At 43.3% G+C, this 16,562-nt stretch carries 14 protein-coding genes and 2 pseudogenes; 10 read left to right on the forward strand and 6 right to left on the reverse strand.

What is annotated here, in order from left to right:
• Positions 1 to 27: 27 nt before the first annotated feature.
• Positions 28 to 1,158: an MBL fold metallo-hydrolase gene (locus WAE59_RS12500; RefSeq protein WP_337856299.1), complete on the forward strand. Its 1,131-nt coding sequence runs from the start codon at positions 28 to 30 to the stop codon at positions 1,156 to 1,158.
• 29 nt (positions 1,159 to 1,187) lie between these two features.
• Here WAE59_RS12500 and WAE59_RS12505 read toward each other — a convergent pair whose 3' ends face one another.
• Both WAE59_RS12505 and WAE59_RS12510 read right to left on the reverse strand, forming a co-directional pair.
• A complete protein-coding gene (locus tag WAE59_RS12505) occupies positions 1,188 to 2,735 on the reverse strand; it encodes a glycoside hydrolase family 76 protein (RefSeq protein WP_337856300.1) in 1,548 nt (515 codons plus the stop codon).
• 23 nt (positions 2,736 to 2,758) lie between these two features.
• Positions 2,759 to 4,351 (reverse strand): LamG-like jellyroll fold domain-containing protein, encoded by a 1,593-nt coding sequence (locus tag WAE59_RS12510; protein ID WP_337856301.1) that lies wholly within the window; start codon positions 4,349 to 4,351, stop codon positions 2,759 to 2,761.
• Positions 4,352 to 4,624: 273 nt separating this feature from the next.
• Here WAE59_RS12510 and pxpB point away from each other — a divergent pair, with 273 nt between their 5' ends.
• The 4 genes from pxpB to WAE59_RS12530 are packed head-to-tail and all read left to right on the forward strand — an operon-like array spanning position 4,625 to position 8,193.
• Positions 4,625 to 5,326 (forward strand): 5-oxoprolinase subunit PxpB, encoded by a 702-nt coding sequence (pxpB, locus tag WAE59_RS12515; protein ID WP_337856302.1) that lies wholly within the window; start codon positions 4,625 to 4,627, stop codon positions 5,324 to 5,326.
• Complete coding sequence (locus WAE59_RS12520) at positions 5,316 to 6,278, forward strand: biotin-dependent carboxyltransferase family protein (RefSeq protein WP_337856303.1); 963 nt, start codon at positions 5,316 to 5,318, stop codon at positions 6,276 to 6,278. Before pxpB ends, WAE59_RS12520 begins: the two co-directional genes overlap by 11 nt.
• Entirely contained in the window at positions 6,278 to 7,018 is a 741-nt protein-coding gene (locus tag WAE59_RS12525) for a LamB/YcsF family protein (protein WP_337856304.1), read from the forward strand. Before WAE59_RS12520 ends, WAE59_RS12525 begins: the two co-directional genes overlap by 1 nt.
• The gene (locus WAE59_RS12530) at positions 7,018 to 8,193 is read left to right on the forward strand and encodes an NRAMP family divalent metal transporter (protein ID WP_337856305.1); all 1,176 of its coding nucleotides are present in this window, start codon (positions 7,018 to 7,020) and stop codon (positions 8,191 to 8,193) included. Before WAE59_RS12525 ends, WAE59_RS12530 begins: the two co-directional genes overlap by 1 nt.
• A gap of 38 nt (positions 8,194 to 8,231) precedes the next feature.
• Here the strand turns inward: WAE59_RS12530 and WAE59_RS12535 are convergent, their stop codons facing one another.
• Positions 8,232 to 8,522, reverse strand: a complete 291-nt coding sequence (locus tag WAE59_RS12535; RefSeq protein ID WP_337856306.1) for a hypothetical protein — start codon at positions 8,520 to 8,522, stop codon at positions 8,232 to 8,234.
• A gap of 149 nt (positions 8,523 to 8,671) precedes the next feature.
• Here WAE59_RS12535 and gatB point away from each other — a divergent pair, with 149 nt between their 5' ends.
• The 3 genes from gatB to WAE59_RS12550 all read left to right on the forward strand — a co-directional run bounded on the left by gatB (position 8,672) and on the right by WAE59_RS12550 (position 12,038).
• On the forward strand, positions 8,672 to 10,135 hold the full coding sequence (gatB, locus tag WAE59_RS12540; protein ID WP_337856307.1) for an Asp-tRNA(Asn)/Glu-tRNA(Gln) amidotransferase subunit GatB: 1,464 nt from the start codon (positions 8,672 to 8,674) through the stop codon (positions 10,133 to 10,135).
• Position 10,136: 1 nt separating this feature from the next.
• Positions 10,137 to 11,243, forward strand: a complete 1,107-nt coding sequence (locus tag WAE59_RS12545; protein ID WP_337856308.1) for a TlpA disulfide reductase family protein — start codon at positions 10,137 to 10,139, stop codon at positions 11,241 to 11,243.
• A gap of 105 nt (positions 11,244 to 11,348) precedes the next feature.
• The gene (locus WAE59_RS12550; RefSeq protein ID WP_337856309.1) at positions 11,349 to 12,038 is read left to right on the forward strand and encodes a response regulator transcription factor; all 690 of its coding nucleotides are present in this window, start codon (positions 11,349 to 11,351) and stop codon (positions 12,036 to 12,038) included.
• A gap of 63 nt (positions 12,039 to 12,101) precedes the next feature.
• Here WAE59_RS12550 and WAE59_RS12555 read toward each other — a convergent pair whose 3' ends face one another.
• Positions 12,102 to 13,709, reverse strand: a complete 1,608-nt coding sequence (locus tag WAE59_RS12555) for an ABC-F family ATP-binding cassette domain-containing protein (RefSeq protein ID WP_337856310.1) — start codon at positions 13,707 to 13,709, stop codon at positions 12,102 to 12,104.
• 206 nt (positions 13,710 to 13,915) lie between these two features.
• On the opposite strand from WAE59_RS12555, the gene WAE59_RS12560 reads away from it, so the two are divergent.
• A complete protein-coding gene (locus tag WAE59_RS12560; RefSeq protein ID WP_337856311.1) occupies positions 13,916 to 14,797 on the forward strand; it encodes a polyphosphate kinase 2 family protein in 882 nt (293 codons plus the stop codon).
• 104 nt (positions 14,798 to 14,901) lie between these two features.
• Here WAE59_RS12560 and WAE59_RS25865 read toward each other — a convergent pair.
• A pseudogene (locus tag WAE59_RS25865) lies at positions 14,902 to 14,970 on the reverse strand (DUF2461 family protein); the annotation flags it as partial.
• 17 nt (positions 14,971 to 14,987) lie between these two features.
• Positions 14,988 to 15,122 (reverse strand): annotated as a pseudogene (locus WAE59_RS25870) (hypothetical protein); the annotation flags it as partial.
• A 331-nt stretch (positions 15,123 to 15,453) separates the two neighbouring features.
• Here WAE59_RS25870 and WAE59_RS12565 point away from each other — a divergent pair.
• Positions 15,454 to 16,491, forward strand: a complete 1,038-nt coding sequence (locus WAE59_RS12565) for a helix-turn-helix transcriptional regulator (protein WP_337856312.1) — start codon at positions 15,454 to 15,456, stop codon at positions 16,489 to 16,491.
• Positions 16,492 to 16,562 lie beyond the last annotated feature (71 nt).

Below are 16,562 nucleotides of genomic sequence, written 5' to 3' on the forward strand. Positions count from 1 at the left end.
CTTTGCAACATCTACTAGAAATAGGGAATGAAAAGGTTTTTAAAAATTATCAAAAGAACAATGGTGATACTATTGAGTGTAGTCTTGGTTTTGGCAGCAGCTACGTTTTTCTACATGCGTCAGGCAAAATTTGGGAAGGCACCTACGGAGAAGCGGCTAGAGTTAATTCTCAAAGCAGCTAATTATAAAGATGGAAAATTTCAAAATGTCCATTTTACGCCAGATTTAACAAAGGGGTACACAATCGGGGGGATTTTATATGATCAGCTTTTCAAGAAGAATCCAAGGAGGAATCCAACTTCTGTTATTCCAAGTATAAAGGTCGATTTAAAACATATTCCCATGGAGGATAATGTTCTGATCTGGTTTGGGCATTCGTCTTATTTCATGCAGCTAGATGGCAAACGTTTTTTAGTTGATCCTGTATTTAGTGGTAACGCTTCACCATTGCCAGGTACGGTAAAAGCTTACAAAGGTTCAGATATTTATCATGCAGATGATCTTCCTGATATCGACTACCTGATAATAAGCCATGATCATTATGACCACTTGGACTATGAGACTATATTGGAATTGAAAACTAAAGTGAAAATGGTGGTATGTGGACTCGGTGTCGGGGCTCATTTCGAATCCTGGGGTTATTCTGTTGACCATATAGTGGAAAAAAACTGGAATGAAACTTTACATCTGGATGAAGGTTTTACAATACATACCACTCCGGCAAGACACTTTTCTGGACGTGGGTTTAGTAGGAATAATACACTTTGGATGTCCTATGTATTGCAGACCCCAAGTATGAAAATATATATCGGTGGTGATAGCGGCTATGATACACATTTTGCTGAGATTGGAACGCAATTTGGTCCTTTTGATCTGGCGATCTTAGAAAATGGGCAGTATAATGTGGCATGGCATGCTATTCACATGCTGCCAGATGAAGTGTTAAGAGCTGCTCAGGATCTTAGAGCGAAAAGATTATTTCCAGTACATTCTTCAAAATTCAGCCTGGGAATGCATGCCTGGGATGAACCCTTAATCAAGATTAATGAATTTAGCGAAGCAGCAGGTTTACCTTTGGTAACACCAATCATTGGTCAGCCAGTTGATTTGAAAGAAGATACTCAAACTTTTAAAGAGTGGTGGAAGGGATTAAATTAGATATTTCCCTTCCACACACTATCATCTTTTTACAAATGATCGCGTTCTAAAGAGGCCAAACGCGCCAACATTTCCAGGCATGCGCCTTCATGTATGATCTCCCAGCTTGTCTGGGTTGTGCCACCCCGGAAATCTCCGTTTAGCAGGTTTGTACTTTTGTTTCTGCAATTGGACAGCCAGGCATTGCTCAGTGTTTTCTCATATGCCGTTACATAGGTGCGGTCTCCGTCGATCTTGTAGAGCTCAACAAATCCCCTAAACATGATCGCCTGAAACCAGACATGTCCCGGCTCCAGTATTTGGAAGGATTCTCCCAGCGTATAGGAATTGAAAGGAATGAACCACTTCTTGTAAGCAGATTTAGCAATCGCCTGGGCATCGGACAGGTATTGGCTTTCTCCAGTTATCGTATAGAGCAGGGAAGCAATCTGCATCGGCTGACCCGAATTGTACGGATACTTTTGTTTGGCAACATTGAGGGCAGAATTCGGATTGGAAGGATCTGAAAGCGTTACATTGTCCCAATACAGTTTATCTGCCGGATCCTGTAATACATTCTTGCACCAGCTATACAAATCCTTTGCGCTTTTAAGAAAAGGAGCTTCTTTAGTCGCCTGATAAAGCTTGGCAGCAAGTACGGCGGCCGGAGCAGTTGAACAGGTGTTCTTGGAATTGCCGTATTCTTTCCAATAGACACCTCCACCCATCACATTGTCGGTTCCTTCCAATACAAATGTCCATACCATTTTTGCCCGGGTCAGATATGCTGGGTTCTTGGTCAGCAGGTATAAATCTACCATATCAATGCCCACCCAGATGTTGTCATCGTAAAAACGCTCATCACCGGTGCCGGGATATACAGCATAGGCCTCAGCTTTGCCATTTTTGGTATTTCGGAACTTATCAATGGCGGTCAGTAAGCGTGTATCATAGAGATTTTCATACTTGCTTTTATAGGCTGGGATCCCTTCCGCAGCTTCTTTCAAAGCGGCATAACCGGAGAAGGCACCACCATGCCCCCAAATTACTGCAGCCCCGTCCCAAAAGCCATCTGACTGAGGATAGTTGGAACTCCAAATGTCTCTTGGCTTTCCGGTCAGGTAAAGGTTCACCAGTGAATTCATCAGCGTATCGGCTCTTTTTAAAAACAGGGGCGTGGCATCTGTTGCAACTGGCGTTAGTGGCGTTGCACTTACACTTACCGGGCTCGATTTTATCCCTGCTTTATTGATGGCAACCAGAGTGATGGTGTAGCGGGCCCCGGATGGGAAAACGAGCTTATACTTGATCTGACTGGCCTTGGTTGCACTTAGCAAAATGGGATTTGCGGCTGCTGTTGCACTGGCTGAAGCAGGACTGTAGCTGATTTCTATTTTCAGCAGGTTGTCATCATCTGGATTGGTCCAGCTGAGTTCCAGTTCATTTTTTTGTGTAGTGGCAACAGCGGTCAGTTGGCTGACCGGAGCGATTGTTGTGCCGATTTCATCTCCCGGGAAAAGGATGTTCCCTTTCTTGCAGGAGAATAAAGAGAGGCAAAGGCTGGACATCAGCAATACGATTATTCTTAAGGATTTCATATTAAATATTTTTGAGTTAGGGATTAATTAGGACAGCCTTTGCTGACGAATGCTGATTTTGATGCTGCGAAAGGGCTGTAGCTCCCACCTGTTTTTGCATTTGCAATGACTAGATTGGTCTCATATTTCCCGCCGTTGCTGTCCTGGATATATTCAGTCTCTGCACCGGCATTAAAATTCCAGCGGGCCAGTAATCCTGCCGGACTGGTTTCTTTCAACCCACACATGTTGTCCTTGATCTGCTGCTCTGTCCTGGCAACGGTCCAGACCCTGGCTTCAGAAACGCTGCCTTTCATGGCCCTGAAGTCCTGACCTGCAGCGCGGCCCACAACAAATCTGTTTCCATCGCTTGAACTGGTCAGGTCTATAGTACTATGGGTTTCGTCTTGTTTTGCTACTACAAGGACGTCTTGTACGCCATTGATGTATAGTTTGTACCTTTCTCCAATTGTACTGCGCTCGCAGTCGACCACCAATGCAATGTTCATCCACTCGTTGAGGTTGAAATTCTTAGTGCTCTCCAATACCACTTTGTCACCTAAACCGGAAATCTGAATTGGGTGTGTAGGCCTGAAGTCGTCATTTTTACCTCGGATCATCAATTTCCCTTCAAGGCCCATAAATGTTTGCAGCCCTCTGTAGCCCGTGATTCTGCAGGTAAGTTCGAAGGTGGTTTGTTTACATCTCTTAATCGACTCATCCACTATCGCGATATCAGAAAAATTGGCGTAACCAAAATATTGGTCGCTTAGATTCATAGCGTATTCAGGACCGTCTATGGCAATATTGACCGTCACCGTCCTGCCTTTTTTATCCTGAAGCGTCATTGTGGTGTTGCCTTTTGTTTTCCCGGTGATGGTGATGGTATTGCCGCTGATAGAAGCTTTGGCTATGTATTTATTCGCGATGGTGGCCTTGTAGCCGCCATTTCCGGAACTGATGCTGATCTCTTCGGATGCCTGGATGGCATCGAGAGCGATGTTGGTTTTAGATAAGGTAAGGGCAGTGGGAGCGCTGACATTGACCGTGATTAACGCTTCCTTTCCCTGCGCATCGGTCAGCTTTACTTTTGCAATACCGGCGGCGCGGGCTTTGATGCCGAGCTGACCATAGCTTTCTAATTTTGCAGGGTCAAGGCTGACGAATTGCGCTGAGTTTTCCATCAATTCAGTCTTGTAGCCAAAATTGCCTGTGCTAATGGAAATGACCACCTCGCTTTTGCCAGGAACATCTACTTCCAGCGCCGCCTGAGTTTGATCCAAAGTCAGGTTGAAGACTTTAGCTACTTCCACATCAATACTTGTTCTTTTAAAGGCTTTATCGGTCACAATGATGACTGCATGTGAACGGTCCTGAAGGCTGGTTGCGGTAATTGTAACCACGTCTCCGGCCACTGAGGCGCGGGCAACGTTTTCGTTTGAAGTACTCACGCGGTATTCACCGTTTCCATTTTCGATTTTAACATTGATACTTTTGGCGGGGAGCAGCGCAATTTTCGATTGTTCTACCTGGAGTTCCACGGCATTAAATGTCGTGTCTTTTTTAGCACAACTTACCATTGCAATAGAGAGACCTATGGCGAAGTAGAGCAACAAGAAATGATTTTTTTTGAGCATTTTTTTTGATTGATTAGGTTAATATAAATTGGTTAGGTAATGCATAGCTCAGCCGGACAAGTATTTGCCGGCTTTCAGTTTCGATGAATAATAAGGTGGGGGTACAGGTATTATTTGGTTATTAAATCCAAGATAGGGAATGAAATTTTATTTCGCAATTTTTTTGAAAAAACGATTTAACAATGCTTTAAATACTTATTTGCAATTCCAATATTAGATCATGCTTTGTTAGGGAAAAAATGTAAATTGACCTTGTTATTCAATAATCAGCTCATGGAAATTTCTTCAAAAGACATTAGGTTTTATCCTTTGGGTGATACTGCAGTAATTCTTCAGTTGGAAGAAAGCATAAGCGACCTGGTCCAACGAACTATTTTTGCGGTCAGCCATTTTCTCGACGAGTATTCCTTTGAGGGTTTGGTTGAGTATGTGCCTGCGTATACGAGTGTAACCTTGTTTTATGATCCATTGCTGATCAGTTATCCCGAGATCGTGCAGAACCTGGAAGAGATGCTGGATGAAATCGCCATTGAAGAACCTGTTTTGGAACCTGGGATTTTGGACATTCCTGTCTGCTATGGAGGGGAGATGGGACCGGACCTGGGACTCGTTGCCCGGCATTGCGGTTTGAGTGATGGGGAAGTAATCCTCCGTCATACCCAGCCGGATTACCTGGTGCACCTGATCGGATTTGCCCCGGGCTTCCCTTACCTGGGCGGCATGGATCCTGACCTGGAAATACCAAGAAGGGAGAGCCCAAGAGCAGTGGTTCCGGCAGGATCCGTAGGGATAGCAGGAAAACAGACTGGTGTTTACCCGCTGTCGACTCCCGGGGGCTGGCAGATCATTGGCCGGACGCCGCTGAAATTATTTGATCTGGACAGGACAGTACCCTCCTTGTTGAAAGCGGGCAATAAGCTGCGTTTTGTACCAATTACTGAATTAGAATTTGAGAGAATAGCCAATGGGTATTAATGTGACGAAACCTGGGTTGCTGAGCAGCATTCAGGACCTCGGCCGCAATGGCTACAGGAAGGATGGAATTATAGTCGGCGGGGCAATGGATGGCCTCGCGTTGAGGATTGGAAACTTACTTATTGGAAATGCAGAAGACACCGCGGGCATTGAATGTACGCTAATGGGGCCCGAATTGCTTTTTGAATCGGCTCAGCTCATCTGCATTACCGGAGGTGATCTATCCCCCCGGATAGATCAGGAACCTGTAAAGATGTGGCGGCCGGTTTTTGTGAAAAAGGGTGCTGTACTCAGTTTTGGTGCAGGGGTGCTGGGCTGCAGGACCTACATTACTGCATCAGGTGGTTTTAAGCTTCCTTTGGTTTTGGGGAGCCATGCTACCTATATAAAAGCTGGTTTTGGAGGTTTTAAAGGTCGTGCATTGAAAAAAGGGGATTTCCTGGAATTTGCAAATCCATATACTGGTGCTCAGGCCAGGTCAAACTGGTCGGCAGACCTTAGTAAATTGTACCCCGGCATTCAGGATCCGGTAATCCGTATCATTCCGGGGCCTGAATATGATTGGTTTACTGAAGAGGCTAAACAAGCCCTTCAGCATCAGGATTTTAAATTGAGTACAGCCGCCGACCGGATGGGCTATCAGTTGGAATCCGTCGAATTGCCTTTGAAACAAGCCCGTGAACTGTTGTCCTCTGCCGTCGCTTTTGGCACGTTACAGGTGACCGGAAAAGGAAGTCCGATACTTTTGATGGCAGACCACCAGACCACCGGTGGATATCCGCGGATCGCACAGGTGATCAGTGCGGACTTCAGCCTGCTTGCGCAAAAGCGACCTGGAGAACAGATCCGCTTTAAATTAGTTACCGTGGAAGAGGCACATGCGCTGCTTCAGCAAAGGGCAAAACAATTCAAACAACTGAAACATACTTTAATGGTTAAAGGAATTCTTTAATGAGCAATTATACAATAGACCTTAACTGCGACATGGGGGAGGGCTTCGGTGCTTTCCAGATGGGCAATGATGATGCGATCATGCCTTTTGTTACCTCAGCCAATATTGCCTGTGGTTTTCATGCCGGGGATCCTGCGATCATGAAACGCACGGTCAAAAGTGCAATAAAACATGGGGTGGCCATAGGAGCACATCCTGGCTTGCCGGATATTCAAGGCTTCGGGCGGCGAAACATGACCATTAGCGAGGAAGATGCCTATGATATGGTACTTTACCAGGTCGGTGCCCTCCAGGCATTTGTTCATGCTGAGGGGGGAGTTTTACACCATGTAAAGCCTCATGGCGCACTCTACAATATGGCTGCTGTAAAAGCCTCACTGGCCGACGCAATTGCGGAAGCCATTTATGCGGTATCTCCCGGGTTGATACTCTACGGCCTGGCAGAAAGCGAGCTCATTGCCGCTGCGGAACGCATCGGACTCGCCTCGGCCCGGGAAATTTTTGCTGACAGGACCTACGAGCCCGATGGCACACTCAGGCCGCGTCACCTGCCCGGCGCATTGATTACCGAACCTGCTGCGGCCGTGCTGCAGGTAAAGCGCCTGATTCATTCGGGAGGGGCAGACACCCTGTGCATCCACGGAGATGGCAGTCATGCCCTGGAGTTCGTGCAAACACTCCACCAAAACTTTGATAAAGAAGGTATCCTTATGAAGTCACCACAACAAAATAGAAGTTAATGAAAGCCGGAAAAAATTTAAGCGTACTGATCGGAGCAGCCTTTTTAATGGCCACTTCCGCCATAGGACCGGGTTTCCTTACCCAGACTACCGTATTCACCCAATCCCTTGGCGCAAGTTTCGGCTTCGTTATCCTCACTTCCGTTATCATCGACATTGGTGTGCAACTGAACATCTGGCGGGTAATCGCTGTTTCCGAGAAACGCGCACAGGATATCGCCAATGCCCTCTTGCCAGGTCTCGGTGGTTTGATCTCCCTGTTGATCGTGCTGGGGGGACTTGCTTTCAATATTGGAAATATCGCAGGTGCGGGGCTCGGTCTGAATGCCTTGCTGGGAATTCCGGTGAGTACCGGGGCGATGCTGTCGGCAGCAATGGCAATTGCGATATTCCTGATAAAAGAAGCGGGTAAGGCGATGGATAAATTTGCGCAACTGATGGGTGCCGTCATGGTCATTGCGATTATTTACATTGCAGGAAGTTCTAAGCCTCCGGTACAGGAAGCCCTATTCCGGACTTTTGCGCCAGATCAGATTGATTTAATGACCATCCTTACCCTTGTTGGGGGTACAGTCGGGGGATACATTACGTTTTCAGGCGGCCATCGCCTGCTGGATGCCGGTATCAAAGGGAAATCTGCTTTAAAAGCAGTGAGCCAGAGCGCGGTGATGGGCATTTCAGTTGCGTCACTGGTGCGCATTTTTCTGTTCCTGGCTTCTCTAGGTGTTATCGCCCAGGGGCAGCAGATCAACGCTGAAAATCCAACAGGTTCTGTGTTCCAGTTGGCTGCGGGTGATTTAGGTTATCGTTTGTTTGGACTGGTGATGTTTTCGGCTGCGATCACTTCTGTGATTGGTTCGGCCTATACTTCGGTATCCTTTATCAAATCTTTTCATCAAAAGATCAAAGACAACGAACGAAGTCTGATCATTGGATTTATACTGATCTCAACATTGATCTTCATATGGGTCGGAAAGCCGGTGAGCTTGCTCATCATGGCAGGTGTAGTCAATGGTTTCATCCTGCCTGTGACACTTGCAACTATTTTATTTGCTGCCTATAAAACGCGGATCATTGGAGATTATAAACATCCGCTATGGCTTACTTGCTTTGGAACTGCTGTAGTGATCATCATGACCTATATGAGCGCCTCAGTATTGTTTGATATGCTTTAGAAAGCAAATCGCCCCAGTGATCATTGGGGCGATTTGAATTAATGTCTATGTCTTCTATGTTCTACACGTCTGTGGTTGTCATAACGCTTGAATGATTTTTTGTAATATTTTTTTGGCGCTTGATAATGGACATGAGGCCTTTGTTTCACATGGTAGTGCCGTACTACCACCGGTCTTGGCGCTGCGTAGCCATAGTTATAGCCATAATCTACGTACCTGTAAACAGGTGGACGTGAGCCAACGTTGACATTAATACTAACTTGTGCTTTTGCTGATGGTGCTATTGCGAATGCCAATCCGAGCATTGTCAATAAAATTAGTCGTTTCATAGAATTGATTTTTAGTATTTGTGTGTGTAATATCAAATTCAAAGTTTATGCCATAAGTATAATTGTGGCTACAAACCTGCGTTAATAACGCATAAATGGTTATGTTTGTATGTCAAACTTGATTGATTCAGATAAATTATTGCCTATAAATGAGTACGAAAACAGAAGTTTCCCCATCAGAATACGAACTGGTATCTGGATTAGAAATACACGTACAACTCAATACACAAACTAAAATTTTCTCTTCAGACAGTGCTGCCTTCGGCGCCAAAGGTAATGCGCACATTTCTGCGGTTTCTCTGGCTTTGCCCGGTGCATTGCCAAAATTAAATAAAGAAGTGGTCGCCAAAGCAGTCCGTATGGGACTGGCACTCAACTGCAGCATTAACCAGGTCAACTATTTTGACAGGAAGAACTATTTCTACGCAGATTTACCTAAGGGATACCAAATTACGCAGGACAATCAGCCCATCTGTCAGAACGGATACCTGGACGTGGTACTCAGCAATGGGGAAGAAAAACGGATTGGCATAAACCGCATTCACCTCGAGGAGGATGCCGGAAAAAGTATGCATGACCAGGCTGATCAGTATTCATTCGTCGACCTGAACCGCGCCGGTGTACCGCTGATTGAGATCGTTACTGAACCTGATATCCGCAGTGCTGAGGAAGCCTCTGCTTTACTGACTGAAATGAGAAAACTGGTGCGTCACCTGGATGTGAGTGATGGCAACATGGAAGAGGGAAGTCTTAGGTGTGATGCCAATATATCTATCCGTCCCAAAGGATCCATTGAGTTCGGAACCCGTTGTGAAGTGAAGAACCTCAATTCCATCAGAAACGTGCGCAGGGCCATGGATTTTGAATTCGGCAGACAAAAGGAAGTCATAGAAAATGGGGGCCAGATCATACAGAGTACACTTAATTTCGATGCAGATCAGGGAACAACCTCACCCATGCGCAGTAAGGAAGAAGCCAATGACTACCGGTATTTTCCCGATCCTGACCTGCCGCCGATACACATTTCAGACGAATGGCTGGCACAATTGAAATTTGATATGCCTGCCTTGCCGAGAGAGATCGCAAGAAATCTGCAGCGCGACTACCACATGAATGCTGCTGAAGCAACCATGCTAGCTGAAGACCATGAGCTGCTTAGCTATTTCAATACAGCACTTGAAACTGTAAATCAGCCTAAAAGCCTCGTAAACTGGCTTACCGGTTCCATCAGGGCTTTGTTGAGCGAGAAGGGAATTGGTATTGCCGAACTGGGACTGTCCGCATTACAGCTGGCGGATGTCATCAATATGGTAGACGATAAGCGGATTACGCAACAGATCGCACTCCAGCAATTGATCCCCTCATTGATTGGTTCGGAAGATACCGATGCCGCTGCACAGGCAGCCACGCTCAACCTGTTGATCACAGAGAACAACGCTGAACTGGAAGGTTTTGCAGATGAGGTGCTTGCTAAATTTGAGGCCCAGGTACAAGCCTACAAAAAAGGTAAAAAAGGTGTGCTCGGACTCTTCGTAGGTGAAGTAATGAAACTTGCCAAAGGAAAAGCTGACCCACAAAAAATAAATCAAATTCTACAGGAAAAATTAAAATAAAATGAAAAGAATCAGCTATCTATTGATCCTTTGCCTCGCGTTTGCAGCCTGCAAAGAGAATGATAAATTTGAAATTAAAGGCCAATTTAAGAATGCAACCCCTCAAAGTAAAGTTTACCTGTTCGGCTTACAGAAAGATAATGCCGTGGCGCTGGATTCGACGGTCTTCTCAGAAAAAGGCGAATTTAGATTCAGCCATAGTACCGCAGATGTCGACTTTTTCAAAATCTCCGCAGACAGCCATGAGTATATGATCATTGCGAAGAACGGCGATGTGATCAGCATCAGTGCCGATTTAAGTGATAAAAATCTGGGTTACCACATTTCCGGAGCAAGAGAGGCCGATAAATTACAAGAACTCAATACGACTAAAAATGAATACATCGGCCGTATTAATGCGATACAGTCAAAATTTGAGGAGACTGTAGCTGCACAGCCCGATAAAAGAGATATGATCATGGAGCAGGTAAGGCCTCAGTATAATGCAGAAATACAGGCGCTGAACGCTGCTATTCTGAAATTTGCAGAGGCGAATTCTTCGTCACTTGCCGGCTTCTATGCCATCAATTTATTGAACCCGGCTGAATATGAAAAAGAGGTAGTGGCTTATTCTGACAAAATCAAAAGCAGCTTTAGCAACAATGCGGCTGTAACCGATTTTTTGAAGAAAATGGCTGGGTTGAAAGCAGTACAAGTGGGGCAGCCCGCTCCTCAGTTCACAATCAACGGCATTGATGGAAAGCCAGTTAAGCTCAGTGATTTCAAAGGTAAATACGTGCTCATTGATTTCTGGGCCTCTTGGTGCATGCCTTGCAGGCAGGAAAATCCAAACCTGGTTAAGGCTTACCGTCAATTTAAAGATAAGAATTTTACCGTGTTGGGTATTTCACTGGACAAGGATGTAGCAGCATGGAAAAAAGCAATCGAAGCAGATCAGCTGACCTGGAACCACGCTGGTGAACTCAGTGATTTTGATGGTGCTACTGTACGTTTATATCAAGTGGAAGCCATTCCAAGTTCTTTTCTCATCGATCCTAATGGCAAGATTGTAGCTAAAGGACTACGAGGTGAGGAGTTGGATGCTTTCTTAAATAAAACTTTACTTTAACCCTAAATCCATGTTAATATACTTTGGTGTCTTAACAATTTGTTAACTTGTGTTTAACGCTATATTATAATTGATTGCCTAATTTCGTAACAAATAATTAAAGCTATGAGCACTGTAAAACAGAAGATACTGATTGTTGATGACGAACCGGATATTTTGGAGTTGATCGAGTATAACTTGAAAAAGGAAGGTTATCAGGTGTTCTTGGCCAATAATGGCCAGGAAGGTATTAGTATTGCAAAAAAGGTGCATCCCGACCTGATCATTCTGGACATCATGATGCCAAAAATGGATGGTATCGAAGCATGTCGACTCATGCGCGCTATCCCTGAATTTAAAAATACTTTTATGGTATTTCTAACTGCACGCAGTGAAGAATATTCTGAAATAGCTGGTTTCAATGTAGGTGCTGATGATTATATCGCTAAGCCGATCAAACCACGAGCTTTGGTGAGTCGCATCAATGCGATCTTGCGGAGAAATTCCAGTGCAGACGAAGTATCTGACAACAAAGTCGAAATCGGTGATCTGGTTATTGATAGAGAAGCTTATCTGGTATATCAGAATGGCAAGAAAGTAGTGTTGGCAAAAAAGGAATTTGAATTGTTGTATTTATTGGCATCTAAGCCAGGAAAAGTATACACTCGTGAATCAATCCTCAAAAATATTTGGGAAGACTCAGTCGTGGTGACAAATCGTACTATCGATGTGCATATACGTAAACTTCGTGAAAAGTTAGGGGAGACTTATGTCGCTACGGTAAAAGGAGTGGGCTATAAATTTGAATTGTCTTAACAGATTTTCGACTGTTGCAGCCTGATTCTATTTAAAGCCCTCCGAATACTCGTTTGTATTGCGCTATGGACTTAAATCTATAGTGAAATAGGGTTTCAGTTCATCTAGAAAATAGGTGTCGTGGGAGACCAGGATAAGCGTCCCTTTATATTCAGTGATAGCTGCTGTAAGTATCTCTAAATTGTGAATGTCCAGGTTATTAGTCGGTTCGTCAAGGACAATCATATCAGGAGCGATCGCATTCATGGTCAGCCCGCAGAGCGCCAACCTCATTCTTTCGCCACCACTAAGTGAAGAGCAGGATTTGTGCCAGTTAGCTTGTGCAAACAAAAAGCGGTTCAATCTTAATTTAACTTCATGCTCTAAAAGACCGGATGTATTAAATTGCTGAGCTTGCTCATAAATACTAAGATTGTCATTGATCAAAGAATAATCCTGATCAAGAACTATAGCCTTAAATGACGCTTTGTCGATCTTTCCAAGATCTGGCGCTAGTTCTCCTAAAATTAGCTTGATTAAGGTACTTTTTCCGGAACCGTTATTCCCTTTGATAACGATGCGGTCACCATTCCTGATATCTAATGACAATTCGAAGTCCCACAAATGCGTGATGTCGTATTTGAAATTGATATTGCTTAGACTAACCAAGGTTTTCCCCTTGTAGGTTCCTGAGTGCTCAAATCCGATTTTCATCTTTCCTGTCTCTGCAATTCCCCTGCGCAGTCTGCCCACATCGTCTTTAATCGCTTCAATTTTTTCAGCATGTACATCCTTCATTTTGGAAGTGCTTTTTTCTGCATTGTTTTTTAATGTATTCATAAAAATTGTGGGTACGCCAGCTTTTTCCTGCTTCTTTTTACCCCTTGCATCCAGTTTTTGTTGTCGTTCCAAAGCTTCTCGTTCTATTTCTCTAGCCTTTCGAAGTGCTTTTTCCTTGCTTTTGAGGTCTTGACTCATGGCTTCGTTTTCCAGATCCTTTTGGATAACATAAAACTCGTAATTTCCCCCGTAAATTTTGATGCAGCTTCTGCTTAGTTCGTAAACAGTATGAAGTAAGTTTAATAGTTTCCGATCATGACTTACAACAACTAATGTTTGGTTAGTTTTGCTGATATAGTTATATAGTAGATTTCTGGACTCAACATCAAGATGATTACTGGGTTCATCTAATAATACAATTTTTGGTTGATGGATGTCTATACCTGCTAGAAATACCTTTGTTTTCTGGCCGCCGCTTAGGGAGCCCATGAGTTGCTTAAGGTTTAACTTTGATAAGCCCCAGTGAGCGAAAGCTTGTTTGTATCGTTCCTCGATATCCCAGTCATCTGCTAAAATATCCATCTGTTCAGATGTAGCATGACCTCCTAAAATCTCGTAAAGTGCATTTATTTTAATGTCTATACCTAATGCTTCTGCTATGGACATTTTGTTAAATTGTCCAAAGTGCTGAGGTACATAATATGGAGTATGATCGGTCTGGACCATACCAGATGTAGGTTCAAGTATGCCGGCCATTAGCTTGAGTAAAGTAGATTTTCCAGCACCATTGTTGCCTATGAGTGCAATCTTATCATGTTTGTTGATAGCGACATTAAGATCCGCAAACAACATGTCCCGGTCGGGATGTGTATATGAAACACCTTGTAGTATAAACATAAATTTCTCTTTCAAAAATGAACAGTTAGGCTAAGTGATAAGCCTTTAGAATTGTCTTGATGAGAAATCAGATCCTACATTGATGTGCTATTTAGTGCGAGAACAAATATAGGTTTTTTTTATTTAGATAGAAAAACATCATTACTGACGCTAAAACCTATATTTTGCTGTAACAAACAAATCGTCTTTCTTAATGTTGAACTTTAAATCAGCATGTAATAATGAAAGAAGACATTTTGCAATATTTAGTCCCTAGTGGGAAAAAGGTAGATCTAAAAAATTACAATACTACCTATAAAGGGCAGGTAGAAAAAGAAACTGGAAAACTACAGATGGACCAAATTAAGCAAGAACTGAGCAACAGCCAGGAGAAGTTATACGCCGCTAATTCTCATTCCTTATTGGTAGTTTTCCAAGCTATGGATGCAGCTGGAAAAGACAGTGCCATACAGCATGTCATGTCAGGGCTGAATCCACAAGGCTGCCAGGTTTATAGTTTCAAGACACCGACCTCCGAAGAATATGATCATGATTTTCTATGGAGGCATTATCGCGCACTCCCTGAAAGAGGCCGTATAGGTATCCATAACCGGTCACACTACGAAAATGTACTTATTAGTAAGGTGCATCCTGAATACATTTTAAATGAGAAATTACCTGCATATACTGATGTGAAACAAGTTGATAAAGCGTTCTGGAAAAAGAGGTACGACAGCATCAAAAATTTTGAAAAACATCTCTATGACAATGGTACCGCGATTGTCAAAATCTTTTTGCATGTCTCTAAAACTGAGCAAAAGAAACGTCTACTGCGCAGAATTGAAGATCCCGAAAAGAACTGGAAATTTGCTGCGGCTGATTTAAAAGAGCGTAAATTATGGAAGAAATATATGCAGGCCTACGAAGAGGCTATTTCGGCCACGACAACCAAAAATAGCCCGTGGTATATTGTTCCCGCAGATAAAAAATGGTATGCAAGACTTATCATCAGTGAAATTTTAAAACAAACCTTAAAAGAACTTCAACTGGAATTTCCTGTGTTAATAAAAGAAGAACAGCCAAAATTGGCCGAGTACAAAGCCTTACTGATGAAAGGAATGTAGCGCAAAGGCCGTTACAAGATGAAAATGCCTCTATATGGGATGTTGTAGAACAGTTTAAAGCAAAATTGCCTGCTATACCAAGTACATTGCCAGTTGATTCCGCTTCAATAGGCGTTAAAGGGGCTTTTGTCACTCGAAAAACGCGTGTCACGATAGATCCTGTATAGGCTTTTTTTTCAGAAGAGGCAAGATTTTCCATGTATTTCTGTTCTGCCAGAAAATCAGGTTTATGAAGGTTAAACCAATCCCTATTTTTGTTGTTGTTTAATTTCTCCAGAAAATTGAGACTGGATGCATGTATCTTTGGTCGACTGGTGCATGACATTGCGTGCCTTTTTTGCGAGATGTTTCTTTTTCAAAGATAGTTGATTTGAAAAATCAATTCCCATAAAATTGTACTTTCTGACAACTGTAGTTGGCACTTCAGATCTGCAGTTAAGCCTCTGATTTATAATATATGTACTGGTGTCCGTTTTGAATGAATAGAATTTTGTCCGATTTGGCTAAATTATTTTCGGCATATGATTTGCAATTTTACTCGGTCAAATGGTTAGTCGATTGGCTTTAGAAAAAAGACTATCATTAAATGATACTTCAAAACGGGAACGCTGCGATTACCGCACCTGTGAAATTGATCCGAACATGTTATTATGCTTATGAACCCGCTTTTTATTATTGAAACGCCTGATGAAATCAAGCCCAGGCTCAACATCAGAAAGCGTCGTCCCAAATCTGATCAGCACCGACTTAGCTATGCTGAGTCTAAATTGATCCGTTCGGCGCATTTGAACTTGTTCAGACAATTTTATAAAGGCTTTTTATTTTATCTGGAACAAGTCACCGCAACGGTCAAACGAAAGCTCGTAGTAAATATGGAGGTCAAGCAGCATTGCATAGTTTTGACTTATGTGATGGAGGGCACTTTGAATTTTAAAATACCCGGTTCTTCAGATACAGTTGTTGTTTCGAGCGGACAATGTTTTGCACAATCCTTGCCCGCAGGAAAATATTTATGGACGCTCCAACCAGGCAAATTGAAAGTGATTTGTCTGGTTCTCCATCCAGAATGGATTCAGCAAATGAAAAGTGTCTTTAATGAGTTAGTAGAAATTAATCGTTTACTGATAGATCAGGATGCCATCTATGAGTCATTTCGTACTTACAGGATGAGTCCTTATTCAAGGAAGCATTTAAAAAAGATCATCCATTGCAGGCTGAACAATAAAATTGATCTTGAAGAAACATTGTTTCATTCTGTAAACAGGTTGGCTATAGAATACAATAAGCATCTTGTAGAGCCAGTTTCTAAACTGAAAAGGCCAAGTAAGCAGATTGCATACGAAGTTCGCGACCGTATTATTGAAGTGGTAGCCAGCGAAACCATACCTCGTGTAAATGAAATTTCAGAGTTTTTTCACCTTTCACCAAAGGCCTTGAGGCGCTATTGCCTGAAGACTTTTAAGATGAATGTCCAGGAGCTCATTCTGGACGCACAGATGAAGGCTGCATTTAACCTGATCAGACGGGGCTTGCTGATCAAAGAGGTAGCAATTAAATTGGGATACTCTGAGCTTGCTAATTTCTCAAAACGTTACAGGTTATATTTCGGATATCCTCCAGGAAGCATGAGGTCATTGGCTAGCCGCCTGCTAAGCAACCTCGAAGACGATGCAGGTAGTACAGTGAAATACTAGATATTAGCAAAGTGTAGCATGATCTTAACCTAAACGTTCGAGAACTGAAGCTAAGCGGCTAATTTGCGTAA

Origin of the sequence: Pedobacter sp. GR22-6, assembly GCF_037402555.1 — a bacterium.
GTDB lineage: Bacteria > Bacteroidota > Bacteroidia > Sphingobacteriales > Sphingobacteriaceae > Pedobacter.

Bases quoted from the DNA above. Each gene is read 5' to 3' on its own strand.
- WAE59_RS12500 (WP_337856299.1), top strand. From the start codon at position 28: ATGAAAAGGTTTTTAAAAATTATCAAAAGAACAATGGTGATACTATTG.
- WAE59_RS12505 (WP_337856300.1), bottom strand. From the start codon at position 2,735: ATGAAATCCTTAAGAATAATCGTATTGCTGATGTCCAGCCTTTGCCTC.
- WAE59_RS12510 (WP_337856301.1), bottom strand. From the start codon at position 4,351: ATGCTCAAAAAAAATCATTTCTTGTTGCTCTACTTCGCCATAGGTCTC.
- pxpB (WP_337856302.1), top strand. From the start codon at position 4,625: ATGGAAATTTCTTCAAAAGACATTAGGTTTTATCCTTTGGGTGATACT.
- WAE59_RS12520 (WP_337856303.1), top strand. From the start codon at position 5,316: ATGGGTATTAATGTGACGAAACCTGGGTTGCTGAGCAGCATTCAGGAC.
- WAE59_RS12525 (WP_337856304.1), top strand. From the start codon at position 6,278: ATGAGCAATTATACAATAGACCTTAACTGCGACATGGGGGAGGGCTTC.
- WAE59_RS12530 (WP_337856305.1), top strand. From the start codon at position 7,018: ATGAAAGCCGGAAAAAATTTAAGCGTACTGATCGGAGCAGCCTTTTTA.
- WAE59_RS12535 (WP_337856306.1), bottom strand. From the start codon at position 8,522: ATGAAACGACTAATTTTATTGACAATGCTCGGATTGGCATTCGCAATA.
- gatB (WP_337856307.1), top strand. From the start codon at position 8,672: ATGAGTACGAAAACAGAAGTTTCCCCATCAGAATACGAACTGGTATCT.
- WAE59_RS12545 (WP_337856308.1), top strand. From the start codon at position 10,137: ATGAAAAGAATCAGCTATCTATTGATCCTTTGCCTCGCGTTTGCAGCC.
- WAE59_RS12550 (WP_337856309.1), top strand. From the start codon at position 11,349: ATGAGCACTGTAAAACAGAAGATACTGATTGTTGATGACGAACCGGAT.
- WAE59_RS12560 (WP_337856311.1), top strand. From the start codon at position 13,916: ATGAAAGAAGACATTTTGCAATATTTAGTCCCTAGTGGGAAAAAGGTA.
- WAE59_RS12565 (WP_337856312.1), top strand. From the start codon at position 15,454: ATGAACCCGCTTTTTATTATTGAAACGCCTGATGAAATCAAGCCCAGG.